The organism is Microlunatus sp. GCM10028923, from assembly GCF_042666975.1.
GTDB lineage: Bacteria > Actinomycetota > Actinomycetes > Propionibacteriales > Propionibacteriaceae > Microlunatus.
Window position 1 is genome coordinate 298,942 of sequence record NZ_JBHTFF010000006.1, and the last position, 17,120, is coordinate 316,061.

The following is a 17,120-nucleotide window of genomic DNA, read 5'->3' on the forward strand; positions in this document are numbered from 1 at the left end:
GTGGCGGCGGCTCAGGTCCAGAGCCCGCGTCGGTTCAGCACATCGGACAAGATATCGATCCGGTCGGTGAAAAGGCCGTCGACACCGAGATCGATCAGCCGTTCCATCTCGTCGGCGTCGTCGATGGTCCAGACGTGCACCTGCTTGCCGGCCCGGTGCACGGCCTTGATCAACGACTCGGTCAGCACGGTCACGGTCCGTCCGGCGACGGTGTGCCGGACCGGCAGCTGCAGGGCGGCGCCGGCGGAGTTGATCATGGCGGTGAGCCGCGGCGCGTACCGGTTCCAGGCGATCCCGGCCTGGCTCGCGGCGGTCGGCACCTCGGGGCCGAGCAGCCGCCGGATCCGGTGCAGCCGGCGGACGCCGAACGAGGAGACGCAGACCCGGTCGATCGCGCCGTGCCGCCGGATCGCCTCGGCCAGCAGCGGGACGGCGGCGTCGGACTTCGCGTCGACGTTGAACCTGACCTCGGGATGGGCCTCGAGCAGCTCGTCGAACAGGGGGATCGGGTCGACGCCGCCGATCCGGGCCTGCTTCAGTTCGGCGTACGGCAGGTCGGCGACCAGCCCGGTCCGGTCGGTGACCCGGTCCAGCCGGTCGTCGTGGAACGCGACCAGGACGCCGTCCGCGGTGGCGTGCACGTCGGTCTCGAAGTAGCGGTAGCCGAGCTTGGCCGCCTCGGCGAACGCGTGCAGCGTGTTCTCCCGGCCCAGGTTCGGCGGGTAGGTCGCACCGCCGCGATGGGCGAAGGCGAGGAACGGCGCGTCGAAGTACGCGAAGTCGGCTGCGCGCACGCGGTCAGACGCCCGGCAGCCGGCGCAGCAGGTCGGCGATCACGTCCGGCATCCAGGGCGGGACGCCGAAGACCACGAACCCGAGGTACGCGGCGGTCAGCCCGACGCAGATCGCGAGCACGGTGAGCAGGACCTTCTGCCGCAGCGGCCAGCGGCCGAGCCGGCGCAGGATCAGCCGGAACAGCCGCATCAGGCGGTGCGCCCAGCGGAACTCCGAGGACCAGACGGCCAGGCCGAGCAGGACCAGCGGGATGCCGCCGGGACCGGGAATCGGGCCGGTGACCGCGCCCAGGATGATGAAGAACAACCCGGCGACCGCGACCCCGATCCGGTAGACGACCAGCTTGCGCGGGTCCTGCCGGATCTTCCGCCGCCACTCCCAGCGGTCCTCGGTCGGCTCGATCAGGACGTGGGTGTTGTGCCCGGGCTCGTATTCGTCGAACGCACCGCCGCGCTTCCAGTGGGCGCGGTGTCTCCGCGCCGTACGGGAAGCCTGGTCCGCCGACATGCCACAACTGTAATTGGCCCCACCCACAGTCCGTGGGCCAGACCGCAAATCTCAGGTCCCACTCAGTGACCGGCGGTGAGGGCGACGCTGGTCTGCCAGAGGTCGGCCGCCTTCGCCTCGTCGTAGGAGTCGGCGGACGACGTGGTCTCCCGCCGGCCGGTGAAATAGCGGCCGGTGACGGCAGCGAGCCCTGGGTCGGTGATCAGCCGGGCCAGGGCCGCGGCGGAGCGGCGCGGAGTGTTCCGGTTGATTCCGGGGATCAGGGTGAGGGCGGGCATCACCCGGTGCCAGACGAAGGCACGGATCCCGCGGAAGTCGCGGGCCAGCCCGGTGCCGGGCATCTGCCCGGGATCGAAGGCGTTGAAGGTCACCGCGGCGGCCCGGGTGCGCCGCGCGAATTCGTAGCAGGCGAGCAGATTGCACAGCTTCGAGGTGGTGTAGCGGCGGCGGCCGGCTCGTAGCGGGTCCGGGTCCTGCTCGCTGTCCGGATGCGCCAGCCGTTCGGCGGTGTCGTACGCGGGCGGCGGGAAGCCGGTCCGCTGGGCCGGGTCGTGGGTGGCGCTGGTGACGAAGACGACCCGGCTCCCGGCCGGCATCCGGGGCAGGGCCTCGCGGATCAGCAGGAAGTGGCCGAGGTGGTTCACCCCGAACGTCTCCTCGAACCCGTCCTCGGTCAGCCGCAGTCCGGTGAAGCCGACCAGGCCTGCGTTGGCGATGATCGCGTCCAGTGGCGGCAGGTCGGCGACGAAGCTTCGCACGTCGGCCAGTGAGCCGAGGTCGAGCACGCGGCCGTCCGCCCGGTCACCGAGCCGGGTCGCGGTCTCGCCGACCCCGGCCGGCGACCGGCCGGTGATGATCACCCGCAGGTCCGGACCGGCCAGCAGGGCCCGCGCCGTCTCGGCCCCGAGCCCGCCGGTGCCGCCGGTGATCAACACCGTTCGTTCGCGGTCCATCGCCGCCCCGTTCTCCGGAACCCTGGGACGCCCATCTTTGCAGTCGAATGGGTAGTAGAAATAGGGCGGATGACCGATGTTTCGTGGCCGCGCCTGCCTGACCATGGCAGCAGTGCGGATGACCGGAGGAGCGGCGATGGCAGCGGGACGGATGAAGGTTCTCGAGCTGTGGCGCTATCCGGTCAAGTCGTTGCAGGGAGAACGGGTCGACGAGGTCCGGATCACGTCGGCCGGTCTCGACGGAGATCGGAGATTCGCTCTGTTCGACGCCCGGTCCGGTCTGGGGTTGACCGCTCGGCGAGCGCCTGAGTTGTTGTTCGCCTCCGCCGCCGCGGCCGAGGACGGCGGGGTGGACATCACGCTTCCGGACGGTTCGGTGACCCGCGACGACGCGGTTCTCTCGGACTGGCTCGGGCGCGCCGTGCGGTTGCAGGCGGCCGGTGCACCAGACCGGCGCCGATACGAGAACCCGGTCGACTTCGAGCACGAGGCAACGTCGCCGTGGGCGTCGTTCGACGGTGCGCCGGGCCCGTTCCACGACTCGGCGGCCGCCCGCGTCTCGCTGGTTTCCACCGCGACGATCGGCCCGTGGGATCGGCGCCGGTTCCGTGCCAACGTCTTCCTCGACGGCGACGGTGAGGATGCTCTTGTCGGATCGACGGTGGCCCTCGGCGACGCCGTGCTGGACATCCAGATGCGGATCGCGCGTTGCGTGATGACGACGCGACCCCAGGGTGGTGGCGTCGAACGCGATCTCGACGTACTGCGCACCATCAACCGAGAGCGCGGTCGCTGCCTCGCCGTCGGTGCCGTCGTCGCACGCTCCGGAGTCGTCCGTCTCGGGGACGCCCTCAGCTGAACGACCCGAGGCGCTCCGGGCCGGGGCCAGGCCGTCGTCCACGCGTACCGGCGCGGACTGGCGACCTGACCCCGGCGTCGGGTTCAGCGGGGGACGGTGGTGCGGAGCAGCCGCGGCCCGGTGACCGAGTAGAGGTCGCCGTACTCGTCGACCACCAGGTGGGTCCCCGCTCCACTCGGCCGGAGCACCTCGAGGCTGCCGTCGGCGCTGCCGGCCTCGAGCGTCTGCTTCGGGTCGAAGCCGAACAGCCGGCCGCCGGCGTTGCCGTAGATGGTCCCGTTCGGGTGCCGGACCAGCCGGGCGTAGTTACCGGGGATCCGGTCACCCGGCTTCCAGTCCGGGAAGATCTCCTCGGAGAAGATCAACTTCTCGGTGCCGGGGTCGAGCGCGGCCAGCCAGCCGTTCGCGTAGAACCAGACCACGCCGGTCTCGTCGGTGAGGGCGGCGTCGACCGACCGCGTGCCGGCGATCGGCCACGGCATCGTCTTCGCCTGGCCGGTGGTCTCATCGAAGATCAACAACTTCGCCTGGTCGTCGATCGGCTCGCCGTCGTAACCGTAGAAGATCGAGCCGCCGGCGAACACCTTGCTGCCGCTGGCCGCCAGGGCGCTGATCGACTGGTGGCCGATCGCGCCGGTCAGGCTCGTGCAGGTGCCGGTGGCAAGATCAAGATAGCCGAAGCCGCCTTGATCATGACCGTAGTCGGCCTGGCTGCCGAAGTAGACCCGATCGCCGTGCCCGGTCAGTCCGTACGGCCGGTTCTGATGATCACCGATCGTGCACTCCTGCCGCGGCGCCTTACCGGCCTCGATCTCGGCCGGGGTGAACGAGTCGATCCGGCCGTACGGGTAGATCCCCTGATAGATCCGGCCGCGGTAGTTGATCATCTGTTCGGCCTGGCCGCCGACCAGGTAGGTGCGCTGCCGGTCGTCCCGCAGCGGGGTGTACGCGCCGATGCCGCCGGTCAGGTAGCCGGCGGTCCAGAGCCGCCCGTCGCTGCCGAGGGCGATCGAGTTGGACGCGATCGGCATCGGCGGATTGTTCGGCACCTGGCCGCGCTGGAAGTTGCCGGTCTGCAGGTTGTAGGCGGTCATGATGCCGCCCGAGTTCCAGCCGACGATCGACAGTCCCGGCCAGGCCGGGTCGCCGAGATCGATCAGCTCCCAGGCGCGGGAGAAGATGTTGACCGGTGCGTCGAGCACGGTCTCCACGCCGGTGGCCAGGTCGTAGGAGTGCAGCGGCAGGTTCGTCTCGCCGGCCTTGTTGAAGTAGATCTTGCCGTCGACCGGCCGGGTGGCGCCGTTGTAGATCACGCCCTTGATCTCCGTGACCACCTCGCCGGTGACCGCGCCGGCCGCGTCCCGGCCGACCTTGATCACGGTCAGGTAGTCGTTGCCGCGGCTGTTGCTGTCGCCGCCCCAGACGGTGACGTAGCCGTCGCCGGCGGACCCGCCGTAGAGCCAGGGGAGGGCGAGCTGCTCGGGGCTGAGCAGGGCGGTCAGGTCGGTGCAGTCGCCCGTCGCGCCGGCGTCGACCGGGCAGCCGTACAGGTGCGGCTTGGTCCCGGTGCCGGTGAAGACGGCGTCGCTGACGTTGTCGTACGCGGTCCAGCGGGTGTAGTTGGCGTCGGCCGTCAGCGGGTTCGGCCCGACGACGGCGAAGCCGCCCTGCTCGTCGTACTTCCAGATCGCGGCGCCCGCGTAGCCGTCGGTGGGCTCGCCCCAGCCGCCGCCGTACACGGTGCCGTCGGTGCCGAAGCTGAGGCCGTAGACGAAGCCGAAATGATCAATGGGTGGGGTGCCGATCCGGACCGCCTGGGCGGCGCCGGGCGTCCAGGACCAGAGCGCGGCGGAACCGTAGGTGCCGATGTAGACGATCTTGCTCACCGGGTTCTGCTTGACCGTCCAGGATCCGGTGGCGCCGGGCAGGTCGACGGTCTTGATCACTTCGGTCTTCAGGATGTCGCTGATCACCAGTTTGGCCGGGCTGCCGGTGGAGCCGGTCGCGACCGAGTAGGTCACCTTGCGCCCGGTCTCGTCCTCGCCGGCGCCCATCGCCAGATACGTTGCGGGCTTGGTGATCTGCGGCCCGACGCTGGTGACCGGAGCGGTGATCAACACCTCGTCGTAGGTCCCGGACACCCGTACACCCAGCTCGACGGCGACCGAGGCCGCGCCGGCCGGTGCGGTGCCGTCGACCGTGACGATCGCGGTGCCGCGCGGGTGGGTCGCGTACTCGGCGTCCAGGACCGCGCCGGTGGCGTCCAGCCAGACCAGGCCGATCGTCGCCGTGTCGGTGTCGGTCGCGTGCGCCCGGGCCTGCAGCACCGAACCGGCCGTCACCGCGACCGCCTCGCTGCGGGCGCCGATGCCGGCGCAGCCGCGGCCGCCCAGGGCCAGCGCCTTGGTGCCGTCCGTGGCGCCGTCGCGGTCGAGCTCGAGCCCGTCCTGGCATGGGGCGGTCCCGCCGCGCCCGTCGGTCGGGGTCCAGCCGTCGAGGTCGGCCTCGAAGCTGTGGTTCGGCACCAGCAGGTCGCCGGTGCGAATCGGCGGAGCGGCGGTCTCGGCGACCGCCGCCGTCGGGAGGGAAAGGGTCAGGCCCAGCGTCGCGCACGCCACTGCGAGCCAGGCCTTCGGCCGGTTCCGCATGGTCACCACCTTGGGATCGGGAATCCGCTCAGCGTATTTAGTGGCGTCAAGAACCGGAATAGTTTCCGTCCGAAATGGACGGCCTTAGTTGATCACGTCGTTGAGCCGGGCTCGCCGAACCAACGGGACAGCTGGACCTCGAGCTCCTGCTGATCGTCGCCGACCCAGGCGACATGCCCGTCGGGGCGGAGCAGGACAGCCGGCACGGACAGGTCCGCGGCGGGATCCGCCAGCCGGTCGACCCGGTCCGACCAGCCGCCGGCGGTCAGCCGACCGGTGCGGTCCAGCAGCAGGCCGCGACCCCGGTGCAGGTGCTGATAGAGCCGGCCCTCGCGGAGGTCGAGGTCGGGCAGCCGGCGACCGAGCAGGTCGGAGTCGCCGCCGAAGTCGTACCGGATGCCGATCGCGGTGATCTTCTCGACCAGGTAGCGGTTCACTGCATCGAGGCCGATCAGCTCGGTGATCAGCCGGCGGACGGCCAGCGGTCCCGGGCCGGGGGACTGCAGCTCGCGCTGGGCCCGGGTGTTGTCCAGGACGTCCGCGGCGACCGGCCGGCGTTCGGGCTGGTACGTGTCGAGCAGGCCCTCGGGCGCCCAGCCGCGGATCTGCCCGGCCAGTTTCCAGCCGAGGTTGACGGCGTCCTGGATTCCCAGGTTGAGGCCCTGCCCGCCGGTCGGCGGATGGATGTGCGCCGCGTCGCCGGCCAGCAGCACCCGCCCGACCCGATAGTTCTCGGCCAGCCGGGTGGCGTCGCCGAAGCGGGACAGCCAGCGCGGGGAATGGACGCCGAAGTCGGTGCCGGCGACGGCCCGCAACTGGCGTCTGAAGTCCTCCAGGGTGGGCGGCACCGCTCGATCCTCGACGGGACCCGCGGGTACGACCACGCTGTGGATCCCGCCACCGAAGGGACGGAGCCAGAACGGTCGGTGGGTCTCACCGAACTCGGCCACCTTGGCCGCGATCAGTTCCGGCGCCGCCTCGACCTGCAGCTCGCCCATCAGCGTCTCGGTCCGGGAAGGTTCGCCGGGGAATCCGACGCCGAGCCGGCGGCGGACCGTGCTGCGCGCGCCGTCGCAGCCGACCAGATATCGCGTCCGCAGCAGTTCTCCATCGGCCAGTTCGACGGTCACGGCCTCGTCGTCCTGCTCGAACCCGACCACCGCCGATCCGTGCCTGACCTCGGCACCGAGGGCGATCGCGTGCTCCTCGAGCAGCCGGACGACGACCGGTTGCGGGATGCCGAGCAGGAAGGGGTGCGCGGTGTCCAGGTCGGTCGGTGGTGGGCTGTCGATGCCGGCGAAGTAGGCGCCGGTCGGACGTCGCCGGCCATTTTCGAGCAGGCGATCGAGCAGGCCGCGCATCGCCATCAGCTCGAGGCTGCGGATGTGCAGGCCGACGATCCGGACGAAGGAGGCGGGCTCGGTCTCCTGCTCCAGCAGGAGAACCCGGATGTCGTGCAGTCGCAGTTCGGCGGCGAGCATCGCGCCGGTCGGCCCGCAGCCGGAGATGATCACGTCGAAGGTCTGGTGAGTGTTCATGGTGGTGCCTTTCGGAAGAGCCTGGTCAAGGCACTCCCGGCGACACCTATCCGGCTCGCGCGACCGTGACGCGAACGGGGAGTACCCACATCGTTGCAGCGTTCATGGGTCTCACCTCCTCGATCGGTGTCACGGCCAGAGCAACTTACCGCCCGGCCGTGCTCCGGCCAAATGGCTTACGCCGGAGTCAGAGGGTGGAGCGGTGCTCCCACACGGCCGCCGTGAGGGAGGCGATGAAGCCGTGTGCGACCTCACTGGTCCACGGCGCGGTGGTGGCGACGGCGAGCACGAACGGGCGGGCGTCCGGTGGCCGGACCAGGCCGGCGTCGTGGGTGATGTCGGTGACCCAGCCGTTCTTGTGGGCGACCCAGGTCCCGGCCGGCAGACCGGCCCGCAGATCCATCGCCATCTCGTTCGCCGCCAGCACCTCGAGGACGGCGTCGCAGGAGGCGCGATCCGCGGCCGTCCCGCGGTGCAGGGCGGACAGGATCGCGGCCAGCCCGCGGGTCGTGATCAGGTTGCCGTCGCCCAGCTTGTCCCGGGCCGCGTAGTCGTTGATGCCGCGGGAGACGCTGATCCCGGTCGCGCCGCAGGCGGCGATCGCCTCGCCGACGGCGGCCAGCCCGACCTGGTCCAGTACCAGGTTGGTGGCGAGGTTCGAGGACCGTACGACAGCGCGCCGGCACAGCCAGCGCAAGGTTGCCGTACCGCCCAGCTGCTGCCACGGCTCCGGATCGGAGTCGTCCTCCTGGACCACGCCGAACGTCCCGCCGACCTGTGAGGTGAACTCGTTGTGCACCGGAATCTCGGCGTCCAGGTCGACCCGGCCGGCCGCGGCGAGCCGGTAGGCGGCCAGGACCAGCGGCAGCTTCATCGTCGAGGCCGCGTAGTGCTGGGCGTCGGGATTCACCTCGGCCACCGGGTCGCCATGATCATTGAGCAGGGTGACCGAGACGGTGGCCGGTCCGGGCGCGGGGCGGTCGGCGACCAGGCGGTCGATCACGGCGACGACGGGGGATGCGGTGTTCACCTGGATATCTAACCGGATCGCGATGGGTGCCAGAATCGTGACGTGACCGCGATTCTCTCCATTCAGTCCTCCGTCGCGTACGGACACGTCGGCAACAGTGCGGCGACCTTCCCGCTGATGCGGCTCGGCGTCGAGGTCTGGCCGGTGCTCACCGTGCACTTCTCCAACCACACCGGGTACGAGAGCTGGCGCGGCCCGCTGCTCGCCGCCTCCGACATCGCCGACGTGATCAAGGGCCTCGACGAGCGCGGCGTGCTGGCCCGCTGCGACGCCGTGCTGTCCGGCTATCAGGGCGGCGCGGACGTCGGCGCGGTGATCTTGGACGCCGTCGCGTTGGTCAAGGAACGCAACCCGTCCGCGATCTACTGCTGCGACCCGGTGATGGGCGACGTGGACCGCGGAATGTACGTCAGGGAAGGAATTCCGGAGTTCATGCGGGACCGGGTGGTACCGGCCGCACAGATCCTGACCCCGAACCACTTCGAGCTGGAGTACCTGACCGGCCGGCCCGCCAAGACCCTGGACGACGTGATCACCGCCGCCGACCAGGTACGGGCGATGGGCCCGGACACGGTGCTGGTGACCAGCGTCGTACACGACCTGGTGGCCGAGGACCGGCTGCAGATGATCGCCGTCACCGAGGGCGAGGCCTGGTCGGTCACGCTGCCGCTGCTGCACCAGACGTTCACCGGCAGCGGTGACCTGACCGCGGCGACCTTCCTGGCCCACGTCCTGACCACCGACCTGCCGACCGCGCTGAGCCGGACCGCCGCGATCGTGCACGGTGTGCTGAGCAAGACCGTCGAGTCGGGCCGCTCCGAGCTGCAGCTGGTCGCCGCCCAGGACGAGATCGCGGCACCGTCACAGCACTTCGAGGCGACCCGGATCCGCTGACCGCGCGGCCGCGGAGGACGGGAGCCCGCCTGAACCCGCTGGAAGCCTGATCGGCAGGCGGACGATGCCGCAGCAGGACGTGATCACCGTCACCGGCGAGGTTAAGGTGTTGATCATGGCGGGACGTGCGGCGGCGGTGCTGATCCTGGTCCCCGTCTCTGCCTTCGCCGTCTGGCTTGCGGACGACCTGGTGCCCGGATACCGCACCGGCGACGATCCGTTACTGCGTGGCCTCGCCTTCGTGATCACCGGGGTCGTGTTCGCGATCATGATCGCGTCCACCACCTGGCTGGCCGGCCGCGTCCTGCGACCGCTGGAACGGCACGCCGCGCGGTTGCTTCGCGACGAGGACGACGCCGCCTTCGACGCGGAGTCCGAGTGGGAGTTCTTCCGCCCGATCCGGGTCCTCTGGCTGCTCTCGGCCCTTCGCGGTGTGCTCGACCTGGCGATCGCCTTCCTGGTGGCGCCGCTCGCGTTCTGGCTGGGAACGTCGGCCTCGCGGGCGGTGGGATTGCCGGTGCAGGTCGACGGCTTCTGGGCCACGGTTCTGGTGGCTCTGATCATGGAAGCGGTACGCCGCTCGCTGCCATGGCGGCCGGCCCTGCGACCGTTCGTGCTGTGGCTCGTCCGGCCGCTGCTGCCGGCCGTGGGCATCGCGCTGGCCATCCTGATCGTTCCCGGTTTCGACCTGGCTCCCGGGCCGTTGTTCCAGCAGGCGCTGGCCGTGCTGGTGCTGGGCCGGCTGTCGCAGTTGATCACGCTGTGGCTACGGGTCCCGTTCATCACCCTGCTGCTGCGGGTCGCCGGCAACGCGGTCAAGCTGTGGGCCCTGACCTGGCTCAGCGGCTGGTCGAGCGTGCCGCTGCACGTCGACGGTTTCTGGCCCCTGGTGCTCGCTGCCCTGATTGTCAGCGTGGCGACCTGGTTCCTGCAGTTCCCACGGCCGAAGGAACAGCCGCAGACAGCGGAGCTGGATCCCTTCTGGCCGTACGACCCGCACCACGACCTGTTCCCGCCACGCTACTGAGAAGGGAGGCGAGAGCGGTGATGATCGAACATCGAGGGCACCGTCCCGTCGTACCGGAGTCGGCCTACGTCGCGCCGACCGCCGTGGTCTGCGGTGCGGTGATCTTGGGGGAGCGGGCCCGGGTGCTGCACGGCGCCGTGCTGACCGCCGAGGACGGCGAGATCACGGTCGGCGACGACGTGGTGATCATGGAGAACGCCCTGGTCCGCGGCCGTCGTGATCATGCTGTGCGGTTGGGTGACGCGGTCCTGATCGGTCCGCACGCGCACGTCAACGGGGCCGTGATCGAGGACGAGGTGTTCGTGGCGACCGGGGCGTCGTTGTTCCCGGGATCGCTGGCCGGGCAGGGATCCGAGCTGCGGATCAACAGCGTGCTGCACGTCAATTCGCGGCTGGCGCCCGGCACCACGGTGCCGATCGGCTGGATCGCGGCCGGCGACCCGGCCGAGCTCTTCTCACCCGACCGGCACGACGAACTCTCGGCCGTCCAGGAGGGACTCGACTTCCCGGGCACCGTGTACGGCGTCGACCGCGGCACCTCGATGCGCGAGATCATGCGCCGGCAGGCGGAGTTCTACGCCGCCCATCGCGAGGACGAGATCATTCCCTGAGCCCGCCGAAGCGGGCTCAGGGAACGCAGGGATCAGTGCGTGTCGTAGTAGATCTGGATGTTCGCGCCGACCGCGTTGAGCCGGTTGGCCAGATCCTCGTAGCCGCGGTTGATCACGTACACGTTGCGCAGCAGGGACTCGCCGCGCGCCGCGAGCATGGTCAGCAGCACGCACATGGCCGGCCGGAGGGCGGGCGGGCAGATCACCTCGGCGCCGCGCCACTTGGTCGGGCCGGTCACCTCGACCCGATGCGGATCGAGCAGCTTCACCTGGGCACCGAGCTTGTTCAGGTCGGTCAGGTAGATCGCGCGGTTGTCGTACACCCAGTCGTGGATGATCGTCGACCCCTGCGCGGTCGCCGCGATCACCGCGAAGAACGGCAGGTTGTCGATGTTGAGGCCCGGGAACGGCATCGGCTGGATGCTGTCGATCGGCGCCTTCAGCTCGGACGGGTGGACAGTCAGATCGACCAGCCGGGTGTGCCCGTTCTCGGCGACGTACTCGTGCGACAGGTCGTACTTGAGGCCCATCTCGGTCAAGATCGACAACTCGATCTCGAGGAACTCGATCGGGGCCCGCCGGATGGTCAACTCGGACTCGGTGACGACGGCCGCGGTGAGCAGGCTCATCGCCTCGATCGGGTCCTCCGACGGGGCGTACTCGACGTCGCGGTTGATCGTCTCGACGCCGCGGATCCGCAGCGTGGTGGTGCCGATGCCGTCGATCTCGACGCCGAGGTGGGTCAGGAACACGCACAGGTCCTGCACCATGTAGTTCGGGCTGGCATTGCGCAGGACCGTCTCGCCGGGGAACAGCGCCGCGGCCAGCAGAGCGTTCTCGGTGCCGGTGTCGCTGCGCTGGGTGAGCACGATCGCCCGGGTCGGGACGACGGTCGGATCGACCTTGCAGTGGTAGTAACCGTCGGTCGGCACCACCGAAAGGCCGAACTGCCGGAAGACCTGCAGGTGCGGCTCGATCGTCCGGGCACCAAGATCACAACCGCCGGCGTATGGCAGCTCGAACTCGTTCATCAGGTGCAGCAGCGGGCCGAGGAACATCAGGATGCTCCGGGTACGGCGAGCGGCCTCGACGTCCATCGACGCGAGGTCGAGCCGGGCCGGCCGGACCAGGGTCAGGTCCTGCCGGTCCGGCGACCAGGTGGCCTCGACGCCGATGCTGGTCAGGACCTCGAGGATCCGGTTGACCTCCTCGATCTTGGCGATCCCGCGGATCGTCGTCTTGCCCTGGTTCAGCAGGCTGGCGCAGAGCAGGGCGACCGCGGCGTTCTTGGACGATCGCACGTCGATGCTGCCGCTGAGCGTGGCGCCGCCGGTCACCCGCAGGTGCATCGGGCCGGCGCCGACGGAAATGAGGGGGGAATCGAGAGCATCCGCAATCCGGCTCACCATGTCCAGACTCAGGTTCTGGTTGCCGGCTTCGATCCGGTGGATCGCGCTCTGACTGGTGCCCAGCACGGTGGCCAGCTGGGTCTGGGTCAGCCCGCGGTGCTTGCGCGCGTCACGGATCAGGGTGCCGATTCGGTCCAGAGAGGTATCAGTCACGTCGTGCACCATATCTCATATGTGAGTTAAGTCGAGTTACGGCGTGTCGGACCGTCGTGTCGCGTGTCGGGCCCCGCCTGACCCCGGCGCCGAGCCGACGGCCGTCCTTCTAGAGTTGCCCTCATGACCGCACACTTTGATGTCGTTGTCCTGGGCGCCGGGCCCGGTGGATACGTGGCCGCGATCCGCGCGGCGCAGTTGGGGCTCAACACTGCCATCGTCGAGAAGAAGTACTGGGGCGGCGTGTGTCTCAACGTCGGCTGTATCCCGAGCAAGGCGCTGCTGCGGAACGCCGAGCTGGCGCACATCCTGACCAAGGAAGCGGCGACGTACGGCATCAGCGGCGAGGTCAGCATGGACTTCGGGGCCGCCTTCAAGCGCAGCCGGGCCGTCGCGGACCGGATGAGCAAGGGCGTCCACTTCCTGATGAAGAAGAACAAGATCACCGAGATCGACGGCTGGGGCACCTTCGTCGACGATCACACGCTGTCCGTCCAGGGTGACTCGGGGGAGCCGCAGACGGTCACCTTCGACAACATGATCATCGCCGCCGGCGCCACGACCAAGCTGCTGCCGGGCACCCAGCTGAGCGAGCGGGTCGTCACGTACGAGGAGCAGATCCTCACCGACACGCTGCCGGAGTCGATCATCATCGCCGGCGCCGGCGCGATCGGCGTCGAGTTCGCGTACGTGCTCAGCAACTACGGGGTCAAGGTCACCATCGTCGAGTACCTGGACCGGGTCGTGCCGCTGGAGGACAAGGACGTCTCGGCCGAGCTGGCGAAGGCGTACAAGAAGCTCGGGGTGACCCTGCTGACCTCCACCAAGGTGGACGCGATCGACGACTCCGGCGACAAGGTCAAGGTCACCGTCTCGCCGGCCGCCGGGGGAGAGGGACAGGTGCTCGAGGCCGACAAGGTGCTGCAGGCGATCGGCTTCGCCCCGCGCACCGAGGGGTACGGGCTCGAGGCCGCCGGCGTGAAGCTGACCGAGCGCGGCGCCATCGACATCGACGGCTTCATGCGGACCAACGTGCCGAACATCTACGCGATCGGCGACGTCACCGCCAAGCTGATGCTGGCGCACACCGCCGAGGCGCAGGGGATCGTGGCCGCCGAGACCATCGCCGGCGCACCGACCCAGGAGATCAACTACGACTTCATCCCGCGGGCGACCTACAGCCAGCCGCAGATCGGCTCGTTCGGCTATACCGAGGCACAGGCCAAGGAGAAGGGGTACGACGTCAAGGTGGCGAAGTTCCCGTTCTCGGCCAACGGCAAGGCCTGGGGCCTCGGCGACGCGACCGGCTTCGTCAAGATCGTCGCCGACGCCAAGTACGGCGAGCTGCTCGGCGCCCACCTGGTCGGCCCGGAGGTCACCGAGTTGCTGCCGGAGCTGACCCTGGCCCAGCTCTGGGACCTGACCGCCGAGGAGGTGGCGCGCAACATCCACGCGCACCCGACCCTCTCCGAGTCGATCAAGGAAGCCGCGCACGGCATCGCCGGCCACATGATCAACATCTGACCCGGCTCCGCCGAGTGGACGCGTTGACCGGCTGACACGCCGCAATTCAAGGTCAACGCGTCCACTCGAGGGCGCGGCCGGCGATCATGCGATGCGGGGCAGAATGTCCTTGATCAGGTCGGCGCCGGACCCGAACAGCCCGGTCAGGATCCCGACCACGGCCGAGACCGTGGCGAGCTTGGCCGAGGGGCCGGCCCACAGGCCGCGGGTCTTGACCCGCCAGCTGCTGCTCCACCAGGCCTTCGTGAAGTGCTGCCACTTGTGCTCGCGGATCCAGCAGCCGAGCAGCATGCCGGCCGAGTTGTTGCGACAGAACTCGGCGTCGTCGCCGGCTCGGATCCGGTTCGCCGCCCCGCAGGTTACCGGCGCCGAGAACAGCGCCCAGACCAGGACCAGCCCGGTCCCGACGGCGAACGGCCCGATCTCGGGGCGGGCCACGCCCAACCAGATGATCATCACGGTGATCGGCAGCAGTCCCCACCACCGCACCCATTTCTTCTTCTTCCGACGCGCCGCAGAACGTGCCATCGTTCCACGGTAAGTGACCTGCGCCACGATGAGGACCGGTTGTCCACGGCTGGTTCGGCTCAGCGGTACACGGCGGCGAGGTCGGCGGCGGTGCGCCGGAGCCGCTCGCGGAGTTCGGGTGGCTCCAGCACCTCAACCTGGGCGCCGAGCTTGAGCATCTCGGTCTCGGCATGGGTCAGTGACTCGATCGGCAGGCTGGCGGTGATCCAGCCGTCCCGGTCCGGCTCGCTCGCGGTCGCGGTCACCGAGGTGGACACCGCATCGCCCCAGACGTCGCGGCTGCGGTCCAGCCCGGCGGGGGACAGCCGGACTGTCGCGGTGCCCTGGATCAGCCGTTCCTGGAAGCCTTCCAGCTGCCCGCGCCAGTAGCCGGCGAGCTCGAAGTCGGCGGGCCGGTCGAACGGGTCGCCGGTGCCTTCGACGCCGAGCACCTGGTTGACCCGATAGGTCCGCGGCGGCCCGCCGTCGGCGGAGCGGGCGACCACGTACCAGCGGCCGGCCTTGAGCACCATGCCCAGCGGTTCCAGGGTGCGCCGGACCACGCTGGGCTCCTTCCAGCGGCGGTAGATCACCGTGATCCGGCGCTGCTGCCAGACGGCCGCCGCGACCTCGGCCAGGCAGGGCGGTTCGTCGCGGTCGGCGTACCAGCCGGGGGCGTCGAGGTGGAATCGCTCCCGTACCTCCTCGGCCCGGTGCCGCAGTTCTGCGGGCAGTGCGGCCTGCAGCTTCCGTTCCGCGCTGGCCAGGACGGTGCCGAGCCCGAGCTGATCGGCGGCCTGCGGCAGTCCGGTCAGGAACAGGGCCTGCGCCTCGTCGTGGGTGAGCCCGGTGAGCCGGGTCCGGTAGCCCTCGACCAGCCGGTAGCCGCCCGAGCGGCCGGTGTCGGCATAGATCGGCACGCCGGAATGCTGCAGCGACTCCATGTCGCGATAGACGGTGCGCACCGAGACCTCGAGTTCGTCGGCCAGCTCGCGGGCGGTCATCGTCCGGCGCGACTGCAGCAGCATCAGGGCACTGACGAGGCGGCTGGCACGCATCAATCCAGTATCGACGAAAACACTGACAGTAGATGGCAGTGAATGGCTGCCAGAGTGCCGCCATGAGCACTGACACCATCGAGGCCGAGCCGATCGCCGACGGCCGGCACGACTTCGACTTCTTCGCGGGCACCTGGCACGTCCACCACCGCCGGGTCACCGACGCCCTCGACCCGGACTGCGACGAGTGGATCGAGTTCGAGGGGACCGACGAGGTCCGGTTGATCTTGAACGGCCTCGGCAACTGCGACACCCTGCGGGTGCCGGAACTGCCCGGCGGTGGCAGCATCGAGGGCTTCACCCTGCGGCTGTTCGAGCCGGAGACCGGGCTGTGGCGGATCTGGTGGGCGTCGACCGGACGTCCCGGAGTCCTGGACGAACCGGTGGTCGGCCGGTTCGTCGACGGAGTCGGTACGTTCGAGTGCCGCGACGTGGTCAACGGCGTGGAGTTGCTGGTCCGCTACGTCTGGTCCGACATCACCCAGGACTCGGCGCGCTGGCGGCAGTTCTTCTCCTTCGACGAGGGCGCCAGCTGGCATCTCAACTGGATCATGACCAGCACCCGGACGGCGGCCTCGGCCTGATGGACCCGTCGGAGTGCGGGGTCGTCGAACTGCGCCGCTACCTGCTGCGGCCGGGCCGCCGGGACGAGTTGATCGAACTGTTCGAGCGCGAGTTCGTGGAATCGCAGGAGGTACTGGGCGTCTGCCTGCTCGGGCTGTTCCGGGAGGAGGGCGACGAGGACCGGTTCGTCTGGTTCCGTGGCTATCGCGACCTGGAGTCCCGGATCGCTGCCCTGCAAGGGTTTTACGAAGGTCCGGTGTGGGCCCGGCACGCCCGCGCGGCGAACGCGACCATGATCGACTCCGACGACGTCCTGCTGCTCAAACCGATCACCGTGTACGAACGCGCCGAAGATCATGGCGCGGAACGACAGCCGGTGGAGGTGGCCATCAGTGAGGTGGGGCCGCTGCCGGCGCCGGACCCCGGGTTCCGTCCGCTGGCTCACTTCGAGACCTTGCATGCCGAGAACGGCTATCCGGGGCTGCCGGTGCGCGACGCGAACGTCGTCGTCACGGTCGGTACGGGTGCCCCGGCGCCGGGTGCACCCGACGCCCTTCGCCTGCGCCTGGATCCGACTCGGCGATCCTTCTGGCCCTGACGGCACGGGTGATCGTCAGTCGATGGAGGTGATCTTGGCCGACCACGGGCAGTAGTCGTCGCTGGTGATCGTCTCGTCCTCGACGAAGGAGGGCAGGCCGTCGCAGACCTCGGTGGTGGCGTGCGCGAAGGAGAAGGTGGCCGGATCGAGGTGCCAGGTCCACGGAGCGTTCGGTCCCGGATCGCCGCGGACGACCCGGCCGATCGGGATCGCCTCGACGTTCTCGCCGGCGAGCAGCTTCTCGGCGTGGGCGACGAGCTCGGGCGTCGCCAGGTCGACCCGGAAGGTCTCCCGGTCCGCGACCAGGAAGGTCGCCACCCGTACGGCGGGAGAGGGACTCGGTGACGGTGGCCCCGCCGGTCCGCAGCCCGTGATCACCATCAGCGCACCGGCGACAGCGACCAGGACCGGACGGCGCCACCGGCTCGGTGAGATGGGTTCCATG

The 17,120-nt window shown here is 69.8% G+C and carries 17 protein-coding genes; 7 read left to right on the forward strand and 10 right to left on the reverse strand.

The features are described from left to right. Window positions 1-11: 11 nt before the first annotated feature. The 3 genes from ACFQU4_RS16895 to ACFQU4_RS16905 all read right to left on the reverse strand — a co-directional run bounded on the left by ACFQU4_RS16895 (window position 12) and on the right by ACFQU4_RS16905 (window position 2,255). Complete coding sequence (locus tag ACFQU4_RS16895; RefSeq protein ID WP_377493899.1) at window positions 12-794, reverse strand: glycerophosphodiester phosphodiesterase family protein; 783 nt, start codon at window positions 792-794, stop codon at window positions 12-14. 4 nt (window positions 795-798) lie between these two features. Beyond that, window positions 799-1,302, reverse strand: coding sequence for a PGPGW domain-containing protein (locus tag ACFQU4_RS16900; RefSeq protein ID WP_377493901.1), 504 nt, complete (start codon window positions 1,300-1,302; stop codon window positions 799-801). 62 nt (window positions 1,303-1,364) lie between these two features. After that, window positions 1,365-2,255: an SDR family NAD(P)-dependent oxidoreductase gene (locus ACFQU4_RS16905; RefSeq protein ID WP_377493903.1), complete on the reverse strand. Its 891-nt coding sequence runs from the start codon at window positions 2,253-2,255 to the stop codon at window positions 1,365-1,367. A gap of 136 nt (window positions 2,256-2,391) precedes the next feature. On the opposite strand from ACFQU4_RS16905, the gene ACFQU4_RS16910 reads away from it, so the two are divergent. After that, window positions 2,392-3,114, forward strand: coding sequence for an MOSC domain-containing protein (locus tag ACFQU4_RS16910; RefSeq protein WP_377493905.1), 723 nt, complete (start codon window positions 2,392-2,394; stop codon window positions 3,112-3,114). 83 nt (window positions 3,115-3,197) lie between these two features. Here the strand turns inward: ACFQU4_RS16910 and ACFQU4_RS16915 are convergent, their stop codons facing one another. From ACFQU4_RS16915 to ACFQU4_RS16925, 3 genes are all read right to left on the reverse strand, one after another. Next, on the reverse strand, window positions 3,198-5,762 hold the full coding sequence (locus ACFQU4_RS16915) for a hypothetical protein (RefSeq protein ID WP_377493907.1): 2,565 nt from the start codon (window positions 5,760-5,762) through the stop codon (window positions 3,198-3,200). 92 nt (window positions 5,763-5,854) lie between these two features. After that, complete coding sequence (locus tag ACFQU4_RS16920; RefSeq protein WP_377493909.1) at window positions 5,855-7,300, reverse strand: FAD-dependent monooxygenase; 1,446 nt, start codon at window positions 7,298-7,300, stop codon at window positions 5,855-5,857. Window positions 7,301-7,487: 187 nt separating this feature from the next. After that, window positions 7,488-8,330, reverse strand: coding sequence for a serine hydrolase (locus ACFQU4_RS16925; RefSeq protein ID WP_377493911.1), 843 nt, complete (start codon window positions 8,328-8,330; stop codon window positions 7,488-7,490). Between the two features lie 42 nt (window positions 8,331-8,372). Here ACFQU4_RS16925 and pdxY point away from each other — a divergent pair, with 42 nt between their 5' ends. From pdxY to ACFQU4_RS16940, 3 genes are all read left to right on the forward strand, one after another. Then, on the forward strand, window positions 8,373-9,224 hold the full coding sequence (gene pdxY / locus ACFQU4_RS16930) for a pyridoxal kinase PdxY (protein ID WP_377493913.1): 852 nt from the start codon (window positions 8,373-8,375) through the stop codon (window positions 9,222-9,224). 64 nt (window positions 9,225-9,288) lie between these two features. Then, the gene (locus tag ACFQU4_RS16935; RefSeq protein ID WP_377493915.1) at window positions 9,289-10,251 is read left to right on the forward strand and encodes a hypothetical protein; all 963 of its coding nucleotides are present in this window, start codon (window positions 9,289-9,291) and stop codon (window positions 10,249-10,251) included. A 20-nt stretch (window positions 10,252-10,271) separates the two neighbouring features. Next, window positions 10,272-10,862, forward strand: coding sequence for a gamma carbonic anhydrase family protein (locus ACFQU4_RS16940; RefSeq protein WP_377493917.1), 591 nt, complete (start codon window positions 10,272-10,274; stop codon window positions 10,860-10,862). A 32-nt stretch (window positions 10,863-10,894) separates the two neighbouring features. Here ACFQU4_RS16940 and ACFQU4_RS16945 read toward each other — a convergent pair whose 3' ends face one another. Further along, a complete protein-coding gene (locus ACFQU4_RS16945) occupies window positions 10,895-12,424 on the reverse strand; it encodes a helix-turn-helix domain-containing protein (protein ID WP_377493919.1) in 1,530 nt (509 codons plus the stop codon). A 123-nt stretch (window positions 12,425-12,547) separates the two neighbouring features. Between ACFQU4_RS16945 and lpdA the strand changes: the two genes are divergently transcribed. Further along, window positions 12,548-13,948 (forward strand): dihydrolipoyl dehydrogenase, encoded by a 1,401-nt coding sequence (gene lpdA, locus ACFQU4_RS16950; RefSeq protein WP_377493921.1) that lies wholly within the window; start codon window positions 12,548-12,550, stop codon window positions 13,946-13,948. 84 nt (window positions 13,949-14,032) lie between these two features. Here the strand turns inward: lpdA and ACFQU4_RS16955 are convergent, their stop codons facing one another. Both ACFQU4_RS16955 and ACFQU4_RS16960 read right to left on the reverse strand, forming a co-directional pair. Beyond that, window positions 14,033-14,476: a hypothetical protein gene (locus ACFQU4_RS16955; RefSeq protein ID WP_377493923.1), complete on the reverse strand. Its 444-nt coding sequence runs from the start codon at window positions 14,474-14,476 to the stop codon at window positions 14,033-14,035. Window positions 14,477-14,535: 59 nt separating this feature from the next. Then, entirely contained in the window at window positions 14,536-15,513 is a 978-nt protein-coding gene (locus ACFQU4_RS16960; RefSeq protein ID WP_377493925.1) for a helix-turn-helix transcriptional regulator, read from the reverse strand. Between the two features lie 62 nt (window positions 15,514-15,575). Between ACFQU4_RS16960 and ACFQU4_RS16965 the strand changes: the two genes are divergently transcribed. Together ACFQU4_RS16965 and ACFQU4_RS16970 are read left to right on the forward strand one after the other, a co-directional pair. After that, entirely contained in the window at window positions 15,576-16,097 is a 522-nt protein-coding gene (locus ACFQU4_RS16965; protein WP_377493927.1) for a hypothetical protein, read from the forward strand. After that, on the forward strand, window positions 16,097-16,675 hold the full coding sequence (locus ACFQU4_RS16970) for an NIPSNAP family protein (RefSeq protein WP_377493929.1): 579 nt from the start codon (window positions 16,097-16,099) through the stop codon (window positions 16,673-16,675). Before ACFQU4_RS16965 ends, ACFQU4_RS16970 begins: the two co-directional genes overlap by 1 nt. Before the next feature lie 15 nt (window positions 16,676-16,690). On the opposite strand, the gene ACFQU4_RS16975 is transcribed toward ACFQU4_RS16970, so the two are convergent. After that, window positions 16,691-17,119, reverse strand: a complete 429-nt coding sequence (locus tag ACFQU4_RS16975; protein WP_377493931.1) for a hypothetical protein — start codon at window positions 17,117-17,119, stop codon at window positions 16,691-16,693. Window position 17,120: the final 1 nt, after the last annotated feature.